Genomic DNA, 16,886 nt, shown 5'->3' with positions numbered 1-16,886 from the left:
TTTTTAGGCGACCTTGTCCTTCAGCACGCACTCAGGAGGGCGTGCTTCGCCGGCCTTCAGATCGGCGGCATAGCGATACAGCGTCGAGCAATAGGGGCAGATGATCTCGTTATCGTCGCCGAGGTCGAGAAATACGTGCGGATGATCGAACGGCGGATTCGCGCCGACGCACATGAACTCCCGAGAGCCAATTTCGATGATGGCCACGCCCGCATCGTTATGAAAGTGAGGGACGACGTGATCCGCCATAGCAATTCTACCCCAATCCTGGTCTTTTGCGTCTTTGCCCATACCCCGGCAAACAGCGACGACGCAGCCGCTGCTGTTCATATTACCGAGCGATACGACTTATTCCTAGTTCCTAGACGGCGGCGCTGGATTCGTCCAATCGCCACAGTGTCAGCATGTGAATTCGACACAATCTTGCCGCCTTGGGAAAGCCCTTCTTTCGTTGGGGAGGTTGTGTCCGAAAAACGGCACACCATGTCATCGGCGAGTCACAGGCTTAGCCGAGTACGGATTTTGAACCCGGGGCCTGCTGAAAGGTTGTCCTTTGCAATGAAACCAGCCCGGCGCATCGGTTTGACACTTGCGGCCGCGGTCGCCTCAGTGGCTGTATTCGCCGTGGTGTGGCCGCATGCGCGCGATGCCGCGGCGCTGTTTCAGGCACAGGACGATCCGCCGCAATTGTCGGACCTGCTGGTCGATTCTGCCCTGCGAAACAACGAAGCCGTTATCGGGGACGGCATTGCGCGGGCGCTCGAAGCCAACGACGCGGATCTCGCAAAAAGCTTCGCAGATCTGGCGCAGGACAAGGGTATCAAGCTGCCGCCCGGCGTGACCGAGCGCGTCGATGCCGCGGTGGCCGATGAAAATTCCGCGGCCAGTACGGCGCGGCGCTTTGCCGCCGGCTTCGTGACAGGCGAGGTCAATGATATGGCCAGTCTCTCCGGCACCGTCGCCGGCGATCTGTTCGTTTACGGCGACATCCGAGACGTGGTGCGCGAGGGCAAGCGGCTCGCGATGGGCGAGGACGCCGACCAGCTGGTGCTCGGGCTGGCAAGCGTCGGCCTTGTGGTCACAGCGGCGACCTATGTGTCGGTCGGCGGCGCGACGCCTGTTCGCGCCGGCCTGTCGATGGTGAAGGACGCCCGCAAGGTCGGCCGCCTCGGCGCAGGCCTCACCGAATGGGCGGGCCGCTCGGCGCGCGGCGTGGTCGATGCGCCGATGCTGCAGCAGGCGGTCGCCACCGCATCGATTACGCGTCCGAGCCAGACCATCAGCGCGATGAAGGCCGCGTTCAAGGCGGAGAAGGCGGGTGCGCTGGTGCGTCTTGCCAAGGATGTCGGCCGTGTTGGCGAGAAGGCCGGCACCAAAGGCGCGCTCGATGTGCTGCGCATCGCCGACGGACCGAAGGATGTCGCGCGCGCGGCGAAGCTCGCGGAATCCAAAGGCAGCCAGACCCGCGCCATCGTGAAAATTCTCGGGCGCGGCGCGCTGCTGCTGACTGCAGGCGCATTCAATCTGGCGTGGTGGGTGTTCGCTGCATTGCTGGCGCTGTTCGGTTTTATCACCTCGATCAAGGCAACGACCGAGCGGCTCACGCTGTCATGGATTCAACGCTCCAAACTCAAACGTGCGCGGCGCGAACTCGCAGCGGCGCAAGCTCAGCACGCGATCTGACGCATCTGGTCAGGCGCGTTGCATCCGGATAAACTGCACCCGCATATCACGACCGTTCCGGTCACATCATCTTTCCCAACACTGGACCATCCGATGCCGAGCTTTCACAACGGCTCCGTTGAAATTGCGTATCTCGATGAGGGCGAGGGCGACCCGATCATCCTCGTGCACGGCTTCGCATCCACCAAGAACGTGAACTGGGTTTATCCGACGTGGGTTTCGACTCTGACGAAAGCGGGGCGGCGCGTCATCGCGCTCGACAATCGCGGTCACGGTGATTCCGCGAAGCTGTACGATTCCGAAGAATATCACATCGGCACCATGGCCGGTGACGTGCGCGCGCTGATGGATCATCTGAACATCGCGCGTGCCGACATGATGGGTTACTCGATGGGCGGACGCATCACCGCGTATCTCGGCCAGCGCAATCCGGAGCGGCTGCGCACGGCGATCCTCGGCGGCATCGGCATGGGTTTGATCGAAGGCGGCGGCCCGGGCGAGAATGTCGCCTCCGCGCTGGAAGCTGCGTCGCTCGATGACGTCACCGATCCGGTCGGCCGGACGTTTCGGGCGTTTGCAGATCAGACCCGCTCGGATCGCAGAGCGCTTGCTGCATGCCTGCGCGGCTCGCGGCGCTTGATGACGCGCGAGGAAGCGGCCGCGATTGCCGTTCCCACGCTGATCGCAGTGGGGACGACCGATGACATCGCGGGGTCCGCACAGCGGCTCGCGGAGGTCATTCCCGGGTCGCAAGTGCTTGATATTCCAAACCGCGATCACATGCGCGCGGTTGGCGACCGCGTTTATAAAGACGGCGTGCTGGAGTTCCTTGCAAAGCACGCCTGAGCGGAAGCGCGTAGATAATTATTCTACGGGGCGGGGAGATTATTATTCCAGCGTCAACCTTGCTGGATGTTGCGGCCTTCCAACAGTCCATTATGTGGTAAGATATCCTCAACGCCCATCAGCCGGACTCCTTACATGGCCAAGCACCATCTCGATACGAAGACGGCCCTCTCGACCGTCGATCCCGTCTGGACCCGTATCCGGGGCGAGGCCGAGGAGATCGTGCAGCGCGAGCCCGAGCTTGCGACCTTCATCTATTCGAGCGTGTTGCATCACGACCGGCTCGAGGATGCGGTGGTGCATCGTATCGCCGAGCGTCTCGATCATTCGGCGCTGTCCGGCGATCTGATCCGTCAGGCCTACAATGACGCGATCGAAGCCGATCCTGATCTGGGCAATGCGTTCCGTGCCGATCTCGTGGCGGTGTACGACCGCGATCCGGCGGTATCGCGTTTCATCGACGCGCTGCTCTACTTCAAGGGCTTCCATGCTCTTCAGGCGCACCGGCTTGCGCACTGGCTGTATCACAACGGCCGCAGGGATTTTGCCTACTACATTCAGAGCCGCTCATCGGCCGAGTTCCAGACCGACATCAATCCTGCCGCAAAAATCGGCCGCGGTATTTTCCTCGACCACGCCACCGGCTTCGTTGTCGGCGAGACCGCGGTAATCGAGGACGATGTATCGATCCTGCACGGCGTGACGCTTGGCGGCACCGGCAAGGAAAACGAGGACCGGCATCCGAAGATTCGTCACGGCGTGATGCTCGGCGCAGGCGCGAAGATTCTCGGCAACATCGAAGTCGGCCACTGCGCGCGCGTGGCGTCAGGCTCGGTGGTGTTGAAAGATGTGCCGAACAACGTCACGGTGGCAGGCGTGCCGGCGAAGATCGTCGGTGAGGCCGGCTGCTCCGAGCCGTCGCGCACCATGAACCAGATGCTCAACGCCAACGGCAATTGATTCAAGCTGCTTGCGATTTATCGCGATCCCACACTAGCGGTCCGCGCCGGATCGCTTTAAAGCTGTCGCCAACATCATTTTTCAGTTGGAGAAACGCCCGTGGACGTTACGGAAGTCAGGAAGCTCGACGCTTATCTCAAGCGGCTGTTCGGTAATCCAAAAATCCGCGTCGTGCCGCGCCCGAAGAAGGACGACTCGGCCGAGGTCTATATCGGCGAGGAATTCATCGGCGTGCTGTTCGTCGATGACGAGGACGATGATCGGTCCTTCCAGTTCCAGATGGCGATCCTCGAAACCGACATCGAGGAAGAGGTTTGATCTAAGCCGCACACGAGAATTTGCTTGAAATAAAGATCGTCATGCCCGGCCTTGTGCCGGGCATCCACGTCTTTGGAACAAGCAAGACGTGGATGGCCGGGACATAGGCGTTCTTTAGAACGCCGTTCTTCGAACGGCTATGCCCGGCCATGACGGTTGTTCGATTTGCCTAACCGTGCGGTCTGCGCATCCGGACGATCAACTGATCCATCGCAGTCGCAACGTCGCGCCATTTCGATAGCCACTCGCGCGGAAATCTGAAAGTCACATCCGTTCCTTCGATCCGGCGCTCGGCAAGACACATGCCGGGCGTTTTCGCGTCGCGCGTGCAACGCGCGATGATCTGCGGCGACGAGGCATAGACGAGATCCTCATTAGCGTAGGGCGTGTTGTCGCGGAACGGGCGGATGCTCAACCCATCCTGCAGGCTGCCTGCATTCTGATCGAGGTAGCGCGGATAAATCGTCCGGGTCCGATCGTCCGGCGACAGCGCATCGTGATGGGCGGCGATGGACAGGAAAATCCGGTCGATCTCCGGGAGATTTTCCTCGACCGTTTCCGCGCTGACCGGACGCCGCGCCTCGGGCGGCTCAAGCGAGGGATAGACGAAGTTGAGATCGACGCGCTCCTGCGGGCCGGTGCGCTTTTGCAGTTTCACCCGGATCGCCTTGGTCGGCACATTGAACAGCGTGTTGCCGATGGTGATCGGCAGCCGGTCCGGATCGCCGGCCTTCTCTAGCCCCCAGGTCGGCCACAGCAGATACGCCACGACGGCGACCGCGCATGCGCCGATCGCGCCCATGGTCAGCAGCGGCACAAGGTGGCTGCGCTGGGCGCGCCGCGTAAGTGCGGGGCGGGACGACGTTGACGAAGACAGGGCCATGATCGGGAAACAGACATTCCGGGGTAATGCCCGTCCTACGCGGGCCGAATCGCGGCGATTATGCCATGTGCGGGCTGATTTCCCCCGGGTTCCGCGTGAGTGGGGCGCCGCCGGAGCCATGCATCCGAGGCCGGGCGGCGGCGCGGTGTTAACCTTTCTTTAAGGATAAAGTGGCGGGCGCGGCAGCATTTTGCGAAGCCTAGGGGCGAGCCAACCGGCGTGCCGGCGGCCCTCAAAGTGTTCTCGTGCGTTGGAAGTTTCAGATGTCGCCCGAAGCGTTGAATTCCTTCTTTGCCATCTTCATCGGATTTGCCACCGCGGGCGCACTGACCAGCGGATTCCAGGCCTTGATGGAAAAGCCTCCCGGTTTCGGATTGCTGATGCAGGAAGCCACGCCGAAGGCGTTCGCCGCCGTGCCGTTTCTGGTCTTCGCCGCGCCCTTCATCATCATGCGCAACACCGTGCGCGGCCGCACGCTCGAAGGACGCCGGGTTCAGTTCGTGGCGATGGCCACCGTCATCGCCGGTTTCTGGAGCATGATGTCCGGAACATTCGTGCTGATGCTGCTCGGCGCGATTGCCTGATCTCCACTGATCGGCTGGCGACAGTCTCGCCAGACCCTGTTCGTTCGTGGCATTGTCGCGCCGGATTTTAGCTGGAGACCGGAATGGCGATCTACGAACTCGACGGGCGCGCGCCCGAACTTCCTGCCGATGGACAATACTTCATCGCCGACACCGCGACGGTGATCGGCAACGTGCGCCTGCAGGCCAACGCCAGCGTCTGGTTCGGCTCGGTCCTGCGCGGCGACAACGAACTGATCGACATCGGCGAGGGCTCCAACGTGCAGGACAACTGCACCTTCCACACCGACCCCGGATTCCCGCTGACCATCGGTAAGAGCTGCACCATCGGCCACAATGTCATTCTGCACGGCTGCACCATTGGAGACGGCGCGCTGATCGGCATGGGCGCGATCATCATGAATGGTGCGCGCATCGGCGCGGGCTGCGTCGTCGGCGCGGGCGCTATCATTACCGAAGGCAAGCAGTTCGAGGACCGCACGCTGGTCATCGGCGCACCCGCGCGCGTCATTCGTACGCTGACGCCAGAACAGGTGACCGCCATGACTTACGGCGCGCCGCATTACGTTCACAACGGCCAGCGGTTCAAGGCGGGTCTGAAGAAGATCGGGTGAGGCGCGCGGACGTCGGCCGAGAAAAAAGTACGGCGTCTCTCGTGCTATCCAGTCACGCGCGCTCTGACAACAGATCGAATGATACAATGTGCAAATGTATCAGTCGAATTCGCGCTTCCATGTCGTCTGAAAATGGTGTTGAAGATCGCCCGCTCAATTCGTTTGAGCCAACACAAAATATATTTCAGGGAGATCGTCATGGTTGGAATTACGCGGCGGCATGTTGTAGCAACTGGCATTGGAGCTTTGGCAGCCATGAATGGCGTGTCGAAGAGCGTTGCGCAAATGGCGGTGCCGAAGACATTCGTCCTAGTTCACGGTGCGTGGCATGGTGGATGGTGCTGGCGTCAGGTTTCCGATGCCCTTGTCAAACAAGGTCATCGGGTGTTTTCGCCGACGCTGACTGGATTGGGCGAACGGTCTCACCTGCTCAACAAGAGCATTAACCTCACGACGCACATCACCGACATTGCCAATGTCATTCAGTACGAGGATCTGTCCAACGTCGTGCTGGTTGGTCATTCCTACGGCGGTATCATCATCAGCGGCGTAGCTGAGCGTCTCGCGGCCCGGATATCGTCGATCGTCTTCCTCGATGCTTTCCTGCCCGAAGACGGCGAAACGCTTTTGCAAAAATCGTCTCCGGCTTTCGTCACTGCCATCAACACGGCGATCGAAAAAGGCGAAAGCGGAATCAAGCCGCCGCCAGCGGCGGCCTTCGGTGTTCCGGAAAAGGATCGTGCGTGGGTCGACAGCAAAACCACGGCCCAGCCGGTCGGGACATATACCGAGGCCGCGGTGTTCAAGGGCGCGCGGGACAGGATCGCGAAGAAGGTCTACGTGCGCGCCAAGGGTTACAAGAGTGTTGCGTTCGATGCGAACCTCGCGAAGGCGAAAGAATCTGGCAAGTGGAAGACGCTTGAGCTGGATATCGGTCACGATCTGATGGTTATCGATCCGGCACAGGTCACGTCGATCATTCTTGAGGCCGCCTAGCGGTTGACGGAACGCTTCCCTAAAAAAAGTTGCGGCCAGCCCTGGGGGAGAGCTGGCCGCGCACGAACCGGTCTGGGACGGGGAGGGGTGGGGATACGACCGGGTCGTGGGTTCCTATGACTTCAAGTATTCATTTTTGAGCATGACGTTTCGATCATGCTCGAATTCTCAGCGTGAACTTGCGGTGGCAACGGCGGGACGCGAGTCTCCAAGCGAAACCCAGGCGTTGGCGTCGGTCTGCGACTGCCGCTTCACGAAGCGGTAGCCAGTGTCGGTCCATGCGACGACTTCCTCGTTCTGGTTGTCGAGGATGAACTCGCCTTTGTCGGACTTCACCGTCAGCACGGCGTGGCCTTCGCCCTTCTTGTCGCGCACCACCGTGATCAGCAGCGCTTCGCGCGGCCAACCGGCCTCGATCAGCATCTTGCGCTTGAGCAGGACATAGTCCTCGCAGTCGCCGTATCCGTCGGTCGGAAGCGACCACTTCTCGATGACGCCCCAATGATCGATGTCGGTCATCGGCTTGATGGTCTCGTTGACCCAGCGATTGACCCGCAGCAGATCTTTCCACGCCGCCTGCGTCATCACGATGTCGCGGGCCTGCGTCGCGCCGCCCCGGCAATCGCGCGGATTGTCGGCGCAGAATTCAACCCAGCCGATCGGCGCACGCGTCGTGTCGCCCAGGCTGGCATATAGCACTCGTTCGCCTGCGGCATGCGCCGCAACCGTCATCCCCAACAGGCTGGCAGCAATCGCCAGACCAACTCCCCGTCCACGAATTGAAAACATTGTGGCCCCCGTTTCTTGTTGGGACCACTTTTCACACAAAGGATTTTCGCCGCGGCTAAGTCGACGAAGTACAATTGAAGCAAAGGCAAGTAAAAACTGGAGATACTTCGATCTATACTTTAGTAAAATGAAATTAAAATTTGAAATAACTGCAATTGATTCAAATTTTATCTATCTTGGTCTAATCCGCTGATAGTGCGGATATTTTCGCGGTGGGGAGGGTCGGGATCGATCGATCAAACCGGCGCGCAAAAAGCTTCAGGGCGACACCCGGATGTGGGTATCGCCCTGATTGGTCTCAAAAATCAGAAACTGGTAACCGCGGCTCTTTACTGCGCGCTTACGTTGTCTTCGACAGTCTCGGGAAGCTGCGCGTGAACGAACTCGATCGCGAAGCCTTCTTCGAGGTGACGGACGACCCGGGCTTGCACGCGGCCGAGGGTGACCGCCTCGCCGACCAGCGGCTTGATTTCTGCGGCAAGGGCCGCACCGGACAGCGACAGGTCCATGATCCGGCAGGCCAGGGCCCGGCCGTCATCGAATTTGAGTACCGACATCGGATTGCGCGGCACGATACGGTCGTGGCGGCGGTCTTCCGGCAAATTGAGGATCTGGCGGTTGGCAAGCCAGGTGAGCTGGGCTGCGAGCTTGTCGCGTTTGCGGGGCGTCGCGCCGACCGTCATGGCAAAGCCATTGTCGAGCAGGCGGGTGATCTTGCCCTCAACGCGGCCGATATGATCGAGATACGCCACCACGCGTTCGCCGACATTGCCGATGCCGGGCGCCAGCATGGCGAGGCCGCCGGGGGACATATTGATGACCTGGCATGGAAACTCGCGCCGGTCCGCCAGCATGTAGCGGCCGAGCAAATGAACCTTCACGCGCTGAAAACGTCGCCGCTCCTGAGCGGACGGACGAATTGATTGTCTTTGCACCAACGCCATCATCAACACCGGTCGACCGGTTTTTCGGTATGATGGACCTTACGGCTGTCTGGGTTAACGATGCGTTAGCCCTAACGAAGTGCGACGCTCGGAAGGCGCTGCGGAATGAAGCGAACGTCGGATACGGGATACTAGCGCAGGCCTTCGTAGACGGTCAGGCCGCGGATCAGCGACCACTTCCGCAGCGCGCGCGGGCGGTTGCGATCCTGTTGCAGATGACGCCAGGACGTCACGCTGAAATCTTTCAGGGTGCCGTAGGTCTGCGTGCCCTCGATGGGACTGAGGGGCGCCAGCGATCCGGTCAGGCTGACCGGGCTGTGGGAGCGGGCGCTGAACGGCAAAAGCAGCAGTTCGAGATGAATTCGGGTTTCGTCCGGAGCCAGCGCGGTCACGCCAACCACGGTGGCCTGGGTTTCCTCCGCCACAATCCCGAGGATGTCCTTGATCTCTTCGCGATCGGCGTCGCGGAACAGGCTGGTGAAACTCTGCCCTTTCAGGTCGCGGCCCAGCAGGGCGCACATCCGGGTTCCGGCCACCCTGAACGGGTACTCGGCAAGGGCATCGTAGGACAGGACGAAGATGTCGCCGAGCAGATGCCGGACCTGATCGGGCGCCAGATCGCTCCGTTCGGGCGCGGCAGCGCCGGCGCGCTTCTCGTCCCAATAGGCGTAAAATTCCCGGCTTGCTGGATGCTTCATCGCTCTATCCCGCGGACGAGGCGGGACAGATTTGTCCCGATTTCAGGCACCGCGAGGCCCCTTTCTGTTGTGCGGGACTTGAAGTGCAGCGTCTATGCCGGAACCGGGATTCGTCGCTCAACCGGGCTGGTTTGCTAAATTAACGTTAAATTAACTACGAGCTTCGTGGATCAACGTATCTCACCTAGTATCTAAGCACTCCAAGTCGCCGGTCTTCTCCAGGGATCGGCGGTGGCGAACTCAAGGTTGAACGACAGGCGGCGGAAAAACGATCTGGTCATTGTACGGGGAGGGGTGGGGATGCCCGGAGCGTGAAGCAGCGCTCTCACTCGAAAGTCCGTACAAGAAGACCGGTACGACCAAGGGAGGGCCTTCAAGCCCTCCCTTTTCTTTTGCGTTGCCTCAATCCTGCCGCTTGCACCGCATGGCCAAAGCCGCCTATCTCAAGAGGTAGTTTCGCTCCGGACATTGTGCGCCCTTGGACTCTCGTGAATCCCCCCGCGAACCGATCCTGACCATTCCGTTCGGCATGACGGCGCTGCTCGTCATCATGGCCGGCATCCACGGCTTGCGCGCCTTGTTGCCGCTCGCCACCGACGCGGAAGTGATCTGGACTTTCGGCTTTGTGCCCGCGCGTTACGACGCGTCCGTGCTGGCGGGACGGTTTCCCGGCGGCGTCGGCGCGGAAATATGGACGTTCCTGACCTATGCCTTCCTGCATGCGGATCTCACCCACATCGCCTTCAATATGCTGTGGATGCTGCCGTTCGGCAGCGCGGTCGCGCGCCGGTTCGGGACCACGCGGTTCTTCGCGTTTTTCGCCGTCACCGCGATTGCGGGTGCGTTCGCCCATCTGGTGACCCACCAGCACGAGGTCGCACCGATGATCGGCGCATCGGCGGCGGTATCGGGCATGATGGCGGCTGCGATCCGCTTCGCCTTCCAGCATGGAAGTTTCCTGTCGTTCCGTCGCGGCGATGCGGAAGCGGCGGCAAGAGTGCCGGCGCTCTCGCTGATGCGGTCTTTGAAGAATCCAAGTGTGCTCGGATTCCTCGCGGTCTGGTTCGGCCTCAACATCATCACCGGTTTAGGCGCGATCGCCATCGGCGCATCCGCGCAGAGCATTGCGTGGCAGGCGCATATCGGCGGTTTTGTCGCAGGCCTGCTGTTGTTTTCATTGTTCGATCCGGTGCCGCGCGCCATCATGCAGGACAATAATGCGCGCGTCTTGCCGCCTGCGGCAGACTGACCGGCGTCCGATCTCCTGCCGCGCGGGCTGCCATGCGGTCCCATGCGCCGCCTTGCGAGCCGGTGGTATTTGCTCCATCATCCGGTCAGGCAATATCGGAGACGCGCGAAACCAATCAGACGATACGTTGTTTGACTCGGCAGCAAAATTAAAGACCTCACTGCGTTCGGCATCAAGAGCAGCGCGATGTGGTCGGATTTTCGGGAGGCTACAATGACGGTTCGAGCAGTTCTGGGTAGCAAGGGCCACCAGGTGATCAGCGTATCGCCCGACACCAAGCTTTCAGCAGCAATCAAGATTCTCACAGAGCGCCGTATCGGCGCTGTGATGGTGATGAGCGGTCAGAAAATCGACGGCATCCTCTCCGAGCGCGACATTGTCCGTGTGCTGGGTGAGCGCGGTGCTGGCGTGCTCGAAGAACCTGTGCGCGGCGTGATGACGTCGAAGGTCATCACCTGTCATGAATCGGACACCGTGTCCGCCATCATGGAAGTCATGACGTCAGGAAAATTCCGGCATCTGCCCGTCGTCGATAACGACAGGATCGTCGGGCTGATTTCAATCGGCGACGTGGTGAAGTGGCGCGTTGCGGAGTTCGAGCGCGAGCAGGAAGCGCTGCAGGACTACATCAAGACGGCCTGACAGCTTCCTTGCGAGACGCAGCCGTTAAGGCTGCGTCGGTTGCGCGGTGCCCGGCGTCTGATTTGATGTCGGGGTCAGCAGGTTGATCGCTTCCTGAATCGATTCGATGTTGCGCTCAGCGGCCCGCGTGCCGTGGTTGATGATTTCCTCGGCGCGATGGAAGTCGAACCATCCGACCTTGCCGACGCGCGGCGAGATCAGAACATCCGGCGGATCGCCCGCGAGGCGCGAGCGCGTGATGCGGTCCTGCATGATGTTGAAGGCCTCGACCATCACCGTGGAAATTCCCGGACGTCCGGCGCTGCCGAAGAATTCCCGCTTCACGGTCTTCTCTGCCGAGAAGAACTTTCCGAAGCCGCGCTTTTCCGGCACTGCGGGTTCAGCCGATGGCGTGGATTCTTCCGCGACCTTGCCGTGCGCGGAGATAAGGGTGCCGTGGCCGAACACGTCGGTCGAGACGTTGCAGGCGATCACGATTTCCGCGCCGAGCGCGCGCGCTGCCGATACCGGCACCGGATTGACCAGCGCGCCGTCCACCAGCCAGCGCTCGCCAATCAGCACCGGCTCGAAGATGCCGGGCAGGGCGTAGGACGCACGCACCGCATCGACCAGCTTTCCGTTAGTGATCCAGATTTCGTGGCCGGTATTGACCTCGGTGGAGACCGCCGCGAACTTCAGCGGAAGTTCATCGATGTAGGTGCCGCCGAATGACGCCTCGAGCTGGGCCGCGAGCTTGCTGCCGCCGATCAGGCCCGAGCCATTGAGGCGGATGTCGAGATAGCTGAAGATATTGCGCGGCAGGAGTCCCTTGGCCCACGCTTCCAGCGTATCGAGATGTCCCGCGGCATAGGAACCGCCGACCACGGCGCCGATGGAGGTACCGACCACGATGTCCGGAACGATGCCGTTGGCGAGCAGCGTGCGCAGGATGCCGATATGCGCGAACCCGCGCGCCGCGCCGCCGCCGAGCGCGAGCCCGATCGTCGGTTTCTTCGTGACTGCCGCCCCCAGCTCCATCTTGTTCCTTGCGCCGTTGTGGCGGAATCCCATCAAACTTTCGAGCAACGTCCGTCTCCTGAGGTCTCATGACGGCGAATCGGTCGCCTTCGACCGGATTTGGTCATGAGAACGCGAAATGGGTGTGATTGTGCCGGGGACACGCGTCTCGCGTACTCAGGAAATGTGACTGTAGCGCGGCTTCTGCCGGGACAGAAGCCGCTATTCCCCGGATAGCGGCTCCTGAAAACCCGTCAAGGCCGTTGTCAGGCTTGAATTTGCCTCGTTTCGGTGAAAAACCTCCGCCATGACAGCCCCCGGACACAGCCGCAGGACAGCCGTCCGCGGTGCGCGGACAGGCTCCATGGATCCTTTGCGTCGTTACGCATTGGCATGGATGCATGCGCTGGCGTGTCTGTTCGCGATTGTGGTTGCGCAGCCTGCGGCCGCGCAGTTCGTCGGCGATGCGCCGCCGCCCATTCCCCCAGCCAATGTGCCCGAGACGCCGACGCCGTCAGGCCCCGCGATCAGTCTCGCGCCGCCGTCCGGTCCCGCCGCAGCACCGGGATTTCCCGCGACGCTGACGCAGCCGCCGGTCACCACCGCATTGCCGCCGCAGCCCGCGCCGACGCCGCAGCAAGGTGTCCTCGCGCTGACCGCGCGATTCGGAAAAGATCTGCCGTCGGTCAGCAACGGCGTGGTGTGGCGTGTCTACTCCGACAAGCCCGACGCGAGCGGCGCGTTTCAGCTGGTGCGCGAAGACCGCACCGCCACCCCGAACATCGTCCTGGCGCCCGGCGGCTATGTCGTTCACGCGTCGCTTGGCCTCGTCAGCGCGGTTCGTCCGGTGACGCTGCGCAACGATACGTTGCGCGAACAGTTCGATCTTCCCGCCGGCGGCCTTCGCATCGAAGGCCGTGTCGGTACCACCAAGATCCCGCAGGGACAGATCACGTTCTCGATTTACAAAGGCAGCCAGTTCGAAGTCGGCGAGCGCGCGCCGCTGGCGCAGAACGTCGCCGCCGGCGATGTGCTGCTGGTGCCCGAAGGGACGTACTACATCATCTCGAACTACGGCGATGCGAACTCGGTGGTGCGTTCGGATATTCGCATCCAGGCCGGCAAGCTGACCGACGTGACCTGCACGCACCGCGCGGCGGTGATCACGCTCAAGCTGGTCAGCGACAAGGGCGGTGAAGCGCTGGCCAATACCGCGTGGTCGGTGATCACGCCTGCGGGCGACGTCATCAAGGAATACAACGGCGCGTTTCCGAAGGTCATCCTTTCGGAAGGCGAGTACCGCGTGATCGCAAAGAACGAAGGCAAGGTGTTCGAGCGCCCGTTCAATGTCAGCAACGGGGTCGACGGCGAAGTCGAAGTCGTCGCGCGATAAGCTGTATTAAATCTGTCATAGTTTCTAAGACGCACTAACCATCAAACGACTTAGAACTTTCACAAACCACACATCGGCGCCGTCGGCGCGCTGCGTTTACGCAGCCTTAAGCGTCGCTGCATTGGATACCGTCCGCTGACACGACAGAAAGCCGTGTCGATGGGATGGGGTGTGCTGTGGTTGCCGTCGCGAAATCGAAGAAGACGTCAGATCCGGAATTATTCAGCGACGTTTCTGTTCTGCGCCGGAAATGGCAGGCAGCGCTCAAGCCCGGAAAAGATCTGCCCTTCTTTGAGGACGTCATGCTGGGCAGTCTTGGCCGCCTGGCCGACCATATCATGCTCATCAAGGACGAGGGCGTTGCGTTCAAGGTCTCGCGCGCCGGCCGTTATGTCGAGCAGTGGCTGGAAACCGAAATCCAGGACACCACGCTCGATGCGTTTCCGCCCGACTGCGCGTTGATCCTGAGCGAAGCAGTTGCGAGCGCGCGACGGAGCGGCAAGCCGTATCTGGCGACGGCCCATTGCGTCCGCGACGGTCTTGTCCAGATTTACGACGTCTTTGCGCTGCCGGTTGCCTCACGGTGGGGCGGCACCATGACCAGCGTCTATGTGAACCGGCGCGGCCTTCAGTACAATTTGCTCGACGCAGTCTTCTCCGCAGCCGGTGACGGTGTCCTGTCGCTGGCGACCATTCGTGACGCGGACGGAAAGCCCGCCGATTTCCAGATCGTCCACCTTAATCAAGGTACCGCGCGCCTTCTTCGGTTGCCTCCGGACGAACTGCGCTGGCGCAGACTGAGTTCCGGAACGCACGCGCTCTGCGCGCCGGAAGTTTTCAGCAGGCTGTGCGCCGTGGTCAGTGACGGGATCGGCGAACAGTTCGAAGTGAGCGATGACACGAGCACGCTGAAGATCAGCGCAGCGCCGGTCGGCGACATGCTTGCGCTGTCGCTGACCGATGTCACGGATATGAAGCGGCGCGAACAATCGTTCCGGTTGTTGTTCGAAAGCAATCCGATGCCGATGTGGGTGTTTGACGTGGAGACGCGGAAGTTTCGCAGCGTGAACGATGCCGCCGTGAGTCACTATGGTTATGACCGCGCGACGTTTCTCTCCATGGAGTTGCAAGATCTCTGGCCGAGAGACGAATGGGAAGAGCATTCCCGCGCGCTGGTCGGGGTTGGCGACGTGTACAATTCCGGCCGCAACTGGCGGCATTTGAAGGCAGACGGCAGCGAGATCGAGGTCCTGACATTCGGTCGTCGTGTGACATTCCAGGACCGCGACAGTTTTCTGGTGTCCGCGGTCGACATTACCGAGCGCCGCAAGGCGGAGGCCCGGATCGCCTACATGGCGCACCACGACGGGCTGACAAATCTGGCAAATCGCGTGATGTTTCAGGAACGATTGCGGCAGGACCTCGAGCGCAGCCGCCTCGTCAACAAGACCATCGCGGTGCTTTGCATCGATCTCGACCTGTTCAAGAACGTCAACGATTCCTTCGGCCATCCGACCGGCGACAGGCTGCTGACGCAGGTGGCGCAGCGGCTTGTGGCCAATGTGCGCGGCGACAATCTGGTGGCGCGGCTCGGCGGCGACGAATTCGCAATCATTCTCGGGACCGGCGCGTCGCCGATCGAGATCAGCGACCAGGCCATCCGCATCATCGAAACCCTCAGCGCGCCTTACCAGATCGACAGCCTCGAAGTGGTCATCGGCGCCAGCATCGGCATCGCTATCTCGCCAGGGGACGGTGACAGCGGGGAAGAACTGCTGCGCAACGCCGACATGGCGCTGTATCGCGCCAAGTCGGAGGGCGGCGGCGTGCACCATTTCTTTGAGAAGGAAATGGACCGCCACGCACAGCGGCGTCGCGACATGGAGATTGATCTGCGCCATGCGCTCGCCAATGGCGAGTTCGAACTGCATTATCAGCCGCTGGTCGATCTGGCGCAGGACCGCATCGTGTCCTTCGAGGCCTTGTTGCGCTGGAAGCATCCCGAGAAGGGCATGATTTCGCCGGCCGATTTCATTCCAGTCGCCGAGGACATCGGCTTGATTGTCCCGCTCGGCGAATGGGTTTTGCGCGAAGCCTGCACGCAGGCGGCGGCGTGGCCTTCGGACATCAAGGTCGCCGTCAATCTGTCGGCGGCGCAGTTCCGAAGCCGCAACCTGACGCAGGCGGTGTTCACGGCGCTCGCGCAGTCCGGTCTGTCGCCGCTGCGGCTCGAGCTCGAAATCACCGAGTCGATTTTCCTGGCGGACAGCGAGGCCAACCTCGCAATCCTGCATCAGTTGCGCGAATTCGGCGTCCGCATTTCGATGGACGATTTTGGCACCGGCTATTCCAGCCTGAGCTATCTGCGCAGTTTTCCGTTCGACAAGATCAAGATCGACCGGTCGTTCGTACGCGACCTTGCCGAGCGGCCCGATTGCGTCGCCATCATCCGGGCGATCTCCGGGCTTGGCCGCAGCCTCAACATTTCAACGACCGCCGAAGGCGTCGAGACCGTGGATCAGCTCGACTGGCTCCGCGCCGAAGGCTGCACCGAGGTACAGGGCTTTCTGTTCAGCGCCGCGCGTCCGGCATCGGAAGTCAGCGCACTGCTCGGAAAGTTCGGTGATCGCGCTTCGCAGGCAGCGTGACCTAGAACCGCGTCACAATATCGCTAAGCGCGGGACGGGGGCGGTCGTCGGTCGGCCGCTCGGCCTTGCCGATATGGATGAAGCCCGCGAGCTTCTCATCCGGCGACAGGCCCAGCGCGGTGAGCACGTCGCGGTCAAACGCCATCCAGCCGGTCAGCCAGTTCGCGACATAGCCCAGCGCATGCGCGGCGTTAACGATGTTCATGGCGCTGGCGCCGGCCGACAATTCCTGCTCCCAGACCGGCACCTTGGGATGCTTCGACGTCCTGCTCACCACGGCGATGACGAGCGGCGCATGCGTAAAGCGCTTCTTCTCGGCCTCGACCTGATCCGGCGTCGCGGTGACGTTCTTGGCGCGGAATACCTTCGCGAAAATCTCGCCGGCGCGGGTTCGTGCATCGCCTTCAAACACGATGAAGCGCCACGGCACGATCTTGCCGTGATCGGGCACGCGCGCGCCGACGGTCAGGATTTTCTCCAACTCCGCGGGCGAGGGGCCGGGGCCGCTCATCTCGATCGGCTTGATGGATCGGCGCGTGGTCAGGAGGTCGATGGCATAAAGCATGTAGGATCCGGGCTGTTGGCGCACCATCGAGGTGCACGACGCTGATATCGGCAATCCAGACCGCGATAACAAGGTTTG

The 16,886-nt window shown here is 61.5% G+C and carries 18 protein-coding genes; 11 read left to right on the top strand and 7 right to left on the bottom strand.

All coding sequences use genetic code 11. The annotated features are described in order from the left end of the window. Positions 1–3: 3 nt before the first annotated feature. Positions 4–249 (bottom strand): zinc-finger domain-containing protein, encoded by a 246-nt coding sequence (locus tag HNQ36_RS09360; protein ID WP_019196414.1) that lies wholly within the window; start codon positions 247–249, stop codon positions 4–6. A 309-nt stretch (positions 250–558) separates the two neighbouring features. Between HNQ36_RS09360 and HNQ36_RS09355 the strand changes: the two genes are divergently transcribed. The 4 genes from HNQ36_RS09355 to HNQ36_RS09340 all read left to right on the top strand — a co-directional run bounded on the left by HNQ36_RS09355 (position 559) and on the right by HNQ36_RS09340 (position 3,807). Then, on the top strand, positions 559–1,683 hold the full coding sequence (locus tag HNQ36_RS09355; protein ID WP_184083995.1) for a hypothetical protein: 1,125 nt from the start codon (positions 559–561) through the stop codon (positions 1,681–1,683). Positions 1,684–1,776: 93 nt separating this feature from the next. Next, complete coding sequence (locus HNQ36_RS09350; RefSeq protein WP_184083993.1) at positions 1,777–2,529, top strand: alpha/beta fold hydrolase; 753 nt, start codon at positions 1,777–1,779, stop codon at positions 2,527–2,529. A 135-nt stretch (positions 2,530–2,664) separates the two neighbouring features. Continuing rightward, on the top strand, positions 2,665–3,489 hold the full coding sequence (gene cysE / locus HNQ36_RS09345) for a serine O-acetyltransferase (RefSeq protein ID WP_184083990.1): 825 nt from the start codon (positions 2,665–2,667) through the stop codon (positions 3,487–3,489). Between the two features lie 99 nt (positions 3,490–3,588). Next, positions 3,589–3,807, top strand: a complete 219-nt coding sequence (locus HNQ36_RS09340; RefSeq protein ID WP_002712383.1) for a DUF3126 family protein — start codon at positions 3,589–3,591, stop codon at positions 3,805–3,807. A gap of 169 nt (positions 3,808–3,976) precedes the next feature. On the opposite strand, the gene HNQ36_RS09335 is transcribed toward HNQ36_RS09340, so the two are convergent. Continuing rightward, positions 3,977–4,690, bottom strand: a complete 714-nt coding sequence (locus HNQ36_RS09335) for a hypothetical protein (protein ID WP_184083988.1) — start codon at positions 4,688–4,690, stop codon at positions 3,977–3,979. Between the two features lie 263 nt (positions 4,691–4,953). Here HNQ36_RS09335 and HNQ36_RS09330 point away from each other — a divergent pair, with 263 nt between their 5' ends. The 3 genes from HNQ36_RS09330 to HNQ36_RS09320 all read left to right on the top strand — a co-directional run bounded on the left by HNQ36_RS09330 (position 4,954) and on the right by HNQ36_RS09320 (position 6,884). Continuing rightward, the gene (locus tag HNQ36_RS09330; protein ID WP_184084158.1) at positions 4,954–5,274 is read left to right on the top strand and encodes a DUF6949 family protein; all 321 of its coding nucleotides are present in this window, start codon (positions 4,954–4,956) and stop codon (positions 5,272–5,274) included. Positions 5,275–5,357: 83 nt separating this feature from the next. Further along, a complete protein-coding gene (locus HNQ36_RS09325; protein ID WP_184083986.1) occupies positions 5,358–5,888 on the top strand; it encodes a gamma carbonic anhydrase family protein in 531 nt (176 codons plus the stop codon). A 198-nt stretch (positions 5,889–6,086) separates the two neighbouring features. Continuing rightward, positions 6,087–6,884 carry an alpha/beta fold hydrolase gene (locus HNQ36_RS09320; RefSeq protein ID WP_184083984.1) on the top strand — a complete coding sequence of 266 codons (798 nt, stop codon included), beginning with the start codon at positions 6,087–6,089 and terminating at the stop codon, positions 6,882–6,884. A gap of 168 nt (positions 6,885–7,052) precedes the next feature. Here HNQ36_RS09320 and HNQ36_RS09315 read toward each other — a convergent pair whose 3' ends face one another. From HNQ36_RS09315 to HNQ36_RS09305, 3 genes are all read right to left on the bottom strand, one after another. Next, the gene (locus HNQ36_RS09315; protein WP_184083982.1) at positions 7,053–7,673 is read right to left on the bottom strand and encodes a transglutaminase-like cysteine peptidase; all 621 of its coding nucleotides are present in this window, start codon (positions 7,671–7,673) and stop codon (positions 7,053–7,055) included. Positions 7,674–8,002: 329 nt separating this feature from the next. Beyond that, positions 8,003–8,617, bottom strand: a complete 615-nt coding sequence (locus HNQ36_RS09310; RefSeq protein ID WP_184083980.1) for a PilZ domain-containing protein — start codon at positions 8,615–8,617, stop codon at positions 8,003–8,005. Between the two features lie 131 nt (positions 8,618–8,748). Further along, the gene (locus tag HNQ36_RS09305) at positions 8,749–9,315 is read right to left on the bottom strand and encodes a PAS domain-containing protein (protein ID WP_184083978.1); all 567 of its coding nucleotides are present in this window, start codon (positions 9,313–9,315) and stop codon (positions 8,749–8,751) included. Positions 9,316–9,793: 478 nt separating this feature from the next. Between HNQ36_RS09305 and HNQ36_RS09300 the strand changes: the two genes are divergently transcribed. Next, a complete protein-coding gene (locus HNQ36_RS09300) occupies positions 9,794–10,564 on the top strand; it encodes a rhomboid family intramembrane serine protease (protein ID WP_430641354.1) in 771 nt (256 codons plus the stop codon). 213 nt (positions 10,565–10,777) lie between these two features. Next, entirely contained in the window at positions 10,778–11,206 is a 429-nt protein-coding gene (locus HNQ36_RS09295; RefSeq protein ID WP_046826901.1) for a CBS domain-containing protein, read from the top strand. Between the two features lie 24 nt (positions 11,207–11,230). Here HNQ36_RS09295 and HNQ36_RS09290 read toward each other — a convergent pair whose 3' ends face one another. Then, the gene (locus HNQ36_RS09290; protein ID WP_184083976.1) at positions 11,231–12,271 is read right to left on the bottom strand and encodes a patatin-like phospholipase family protein; all 1,041 of its coding nucleotides are present in this window, start codon (positions 12,269–12,271) and stop codon (positions 11,231–11,233) included. 295 nt (positions 12,272–12,566) lie between these two features. On the opposite strand from HNQ36_RS09290, the gene HNQ36_RS09285 reads away from it, so the two are divergent. Further along, the gene (locus HNQ36_RS09285) at positions 12,567–13,595 is read left to right on the top strand and encodes a hypothetical protein (protein ID WP_184083974.1); all 1,029 of its coding nucleotides are present in this window, start codon (positions 12,567–12,569) and stop codon (positions 13,593–13,595) included. Between the two features lie 164 nt (positions 13,596–13,759). Beyond that, positions 13,760–16,243, top strand: a complete 2,484-nt coding sequence (locus HNQ36_RS09280) for a putative bifunctional diguanylate cyclase/phosphodiesterase (RefSeq protein WP_184083972.1) — start codon at positions 13,760–13,762, stop codon at positions 16,241–16,243. Position 16,244: 1 nt separating this feature from the next. Here HNQ36_RS09280 and HNQ36_RS09275 read toward each other — a convergent pair whose 3' ends face one another. Continuing rightward, the gene (locus HNQ36_RS09275; RefSeq protein ID WP_184083971.1) at positions 16,245–16,808 is read right to left on the bottom strand and encodes a nitroreductase family protein; all 564 of its coding nucleotides are present in this window, start codon (positions 16,806–16,808) and stop codon (positions 16,245–16,247) included. Between the last annotated feature and the right edge of the window lie 78 nt (positions 16,809–16,886).

It is taken from the genome of Afipia massiliensis, from assembly GCF_014203115.1.
GTDB lineage: Bacteria > Pseudomonadota > Alphaproteobacteria > Rhizobiales > Xanthobacteraceae > Afipia > Afipia massiliensis.
Note: the sequence above shows the minus strand (reverse complement) of the source record. Positions and strands in the feature narration are given on the sequence as shown.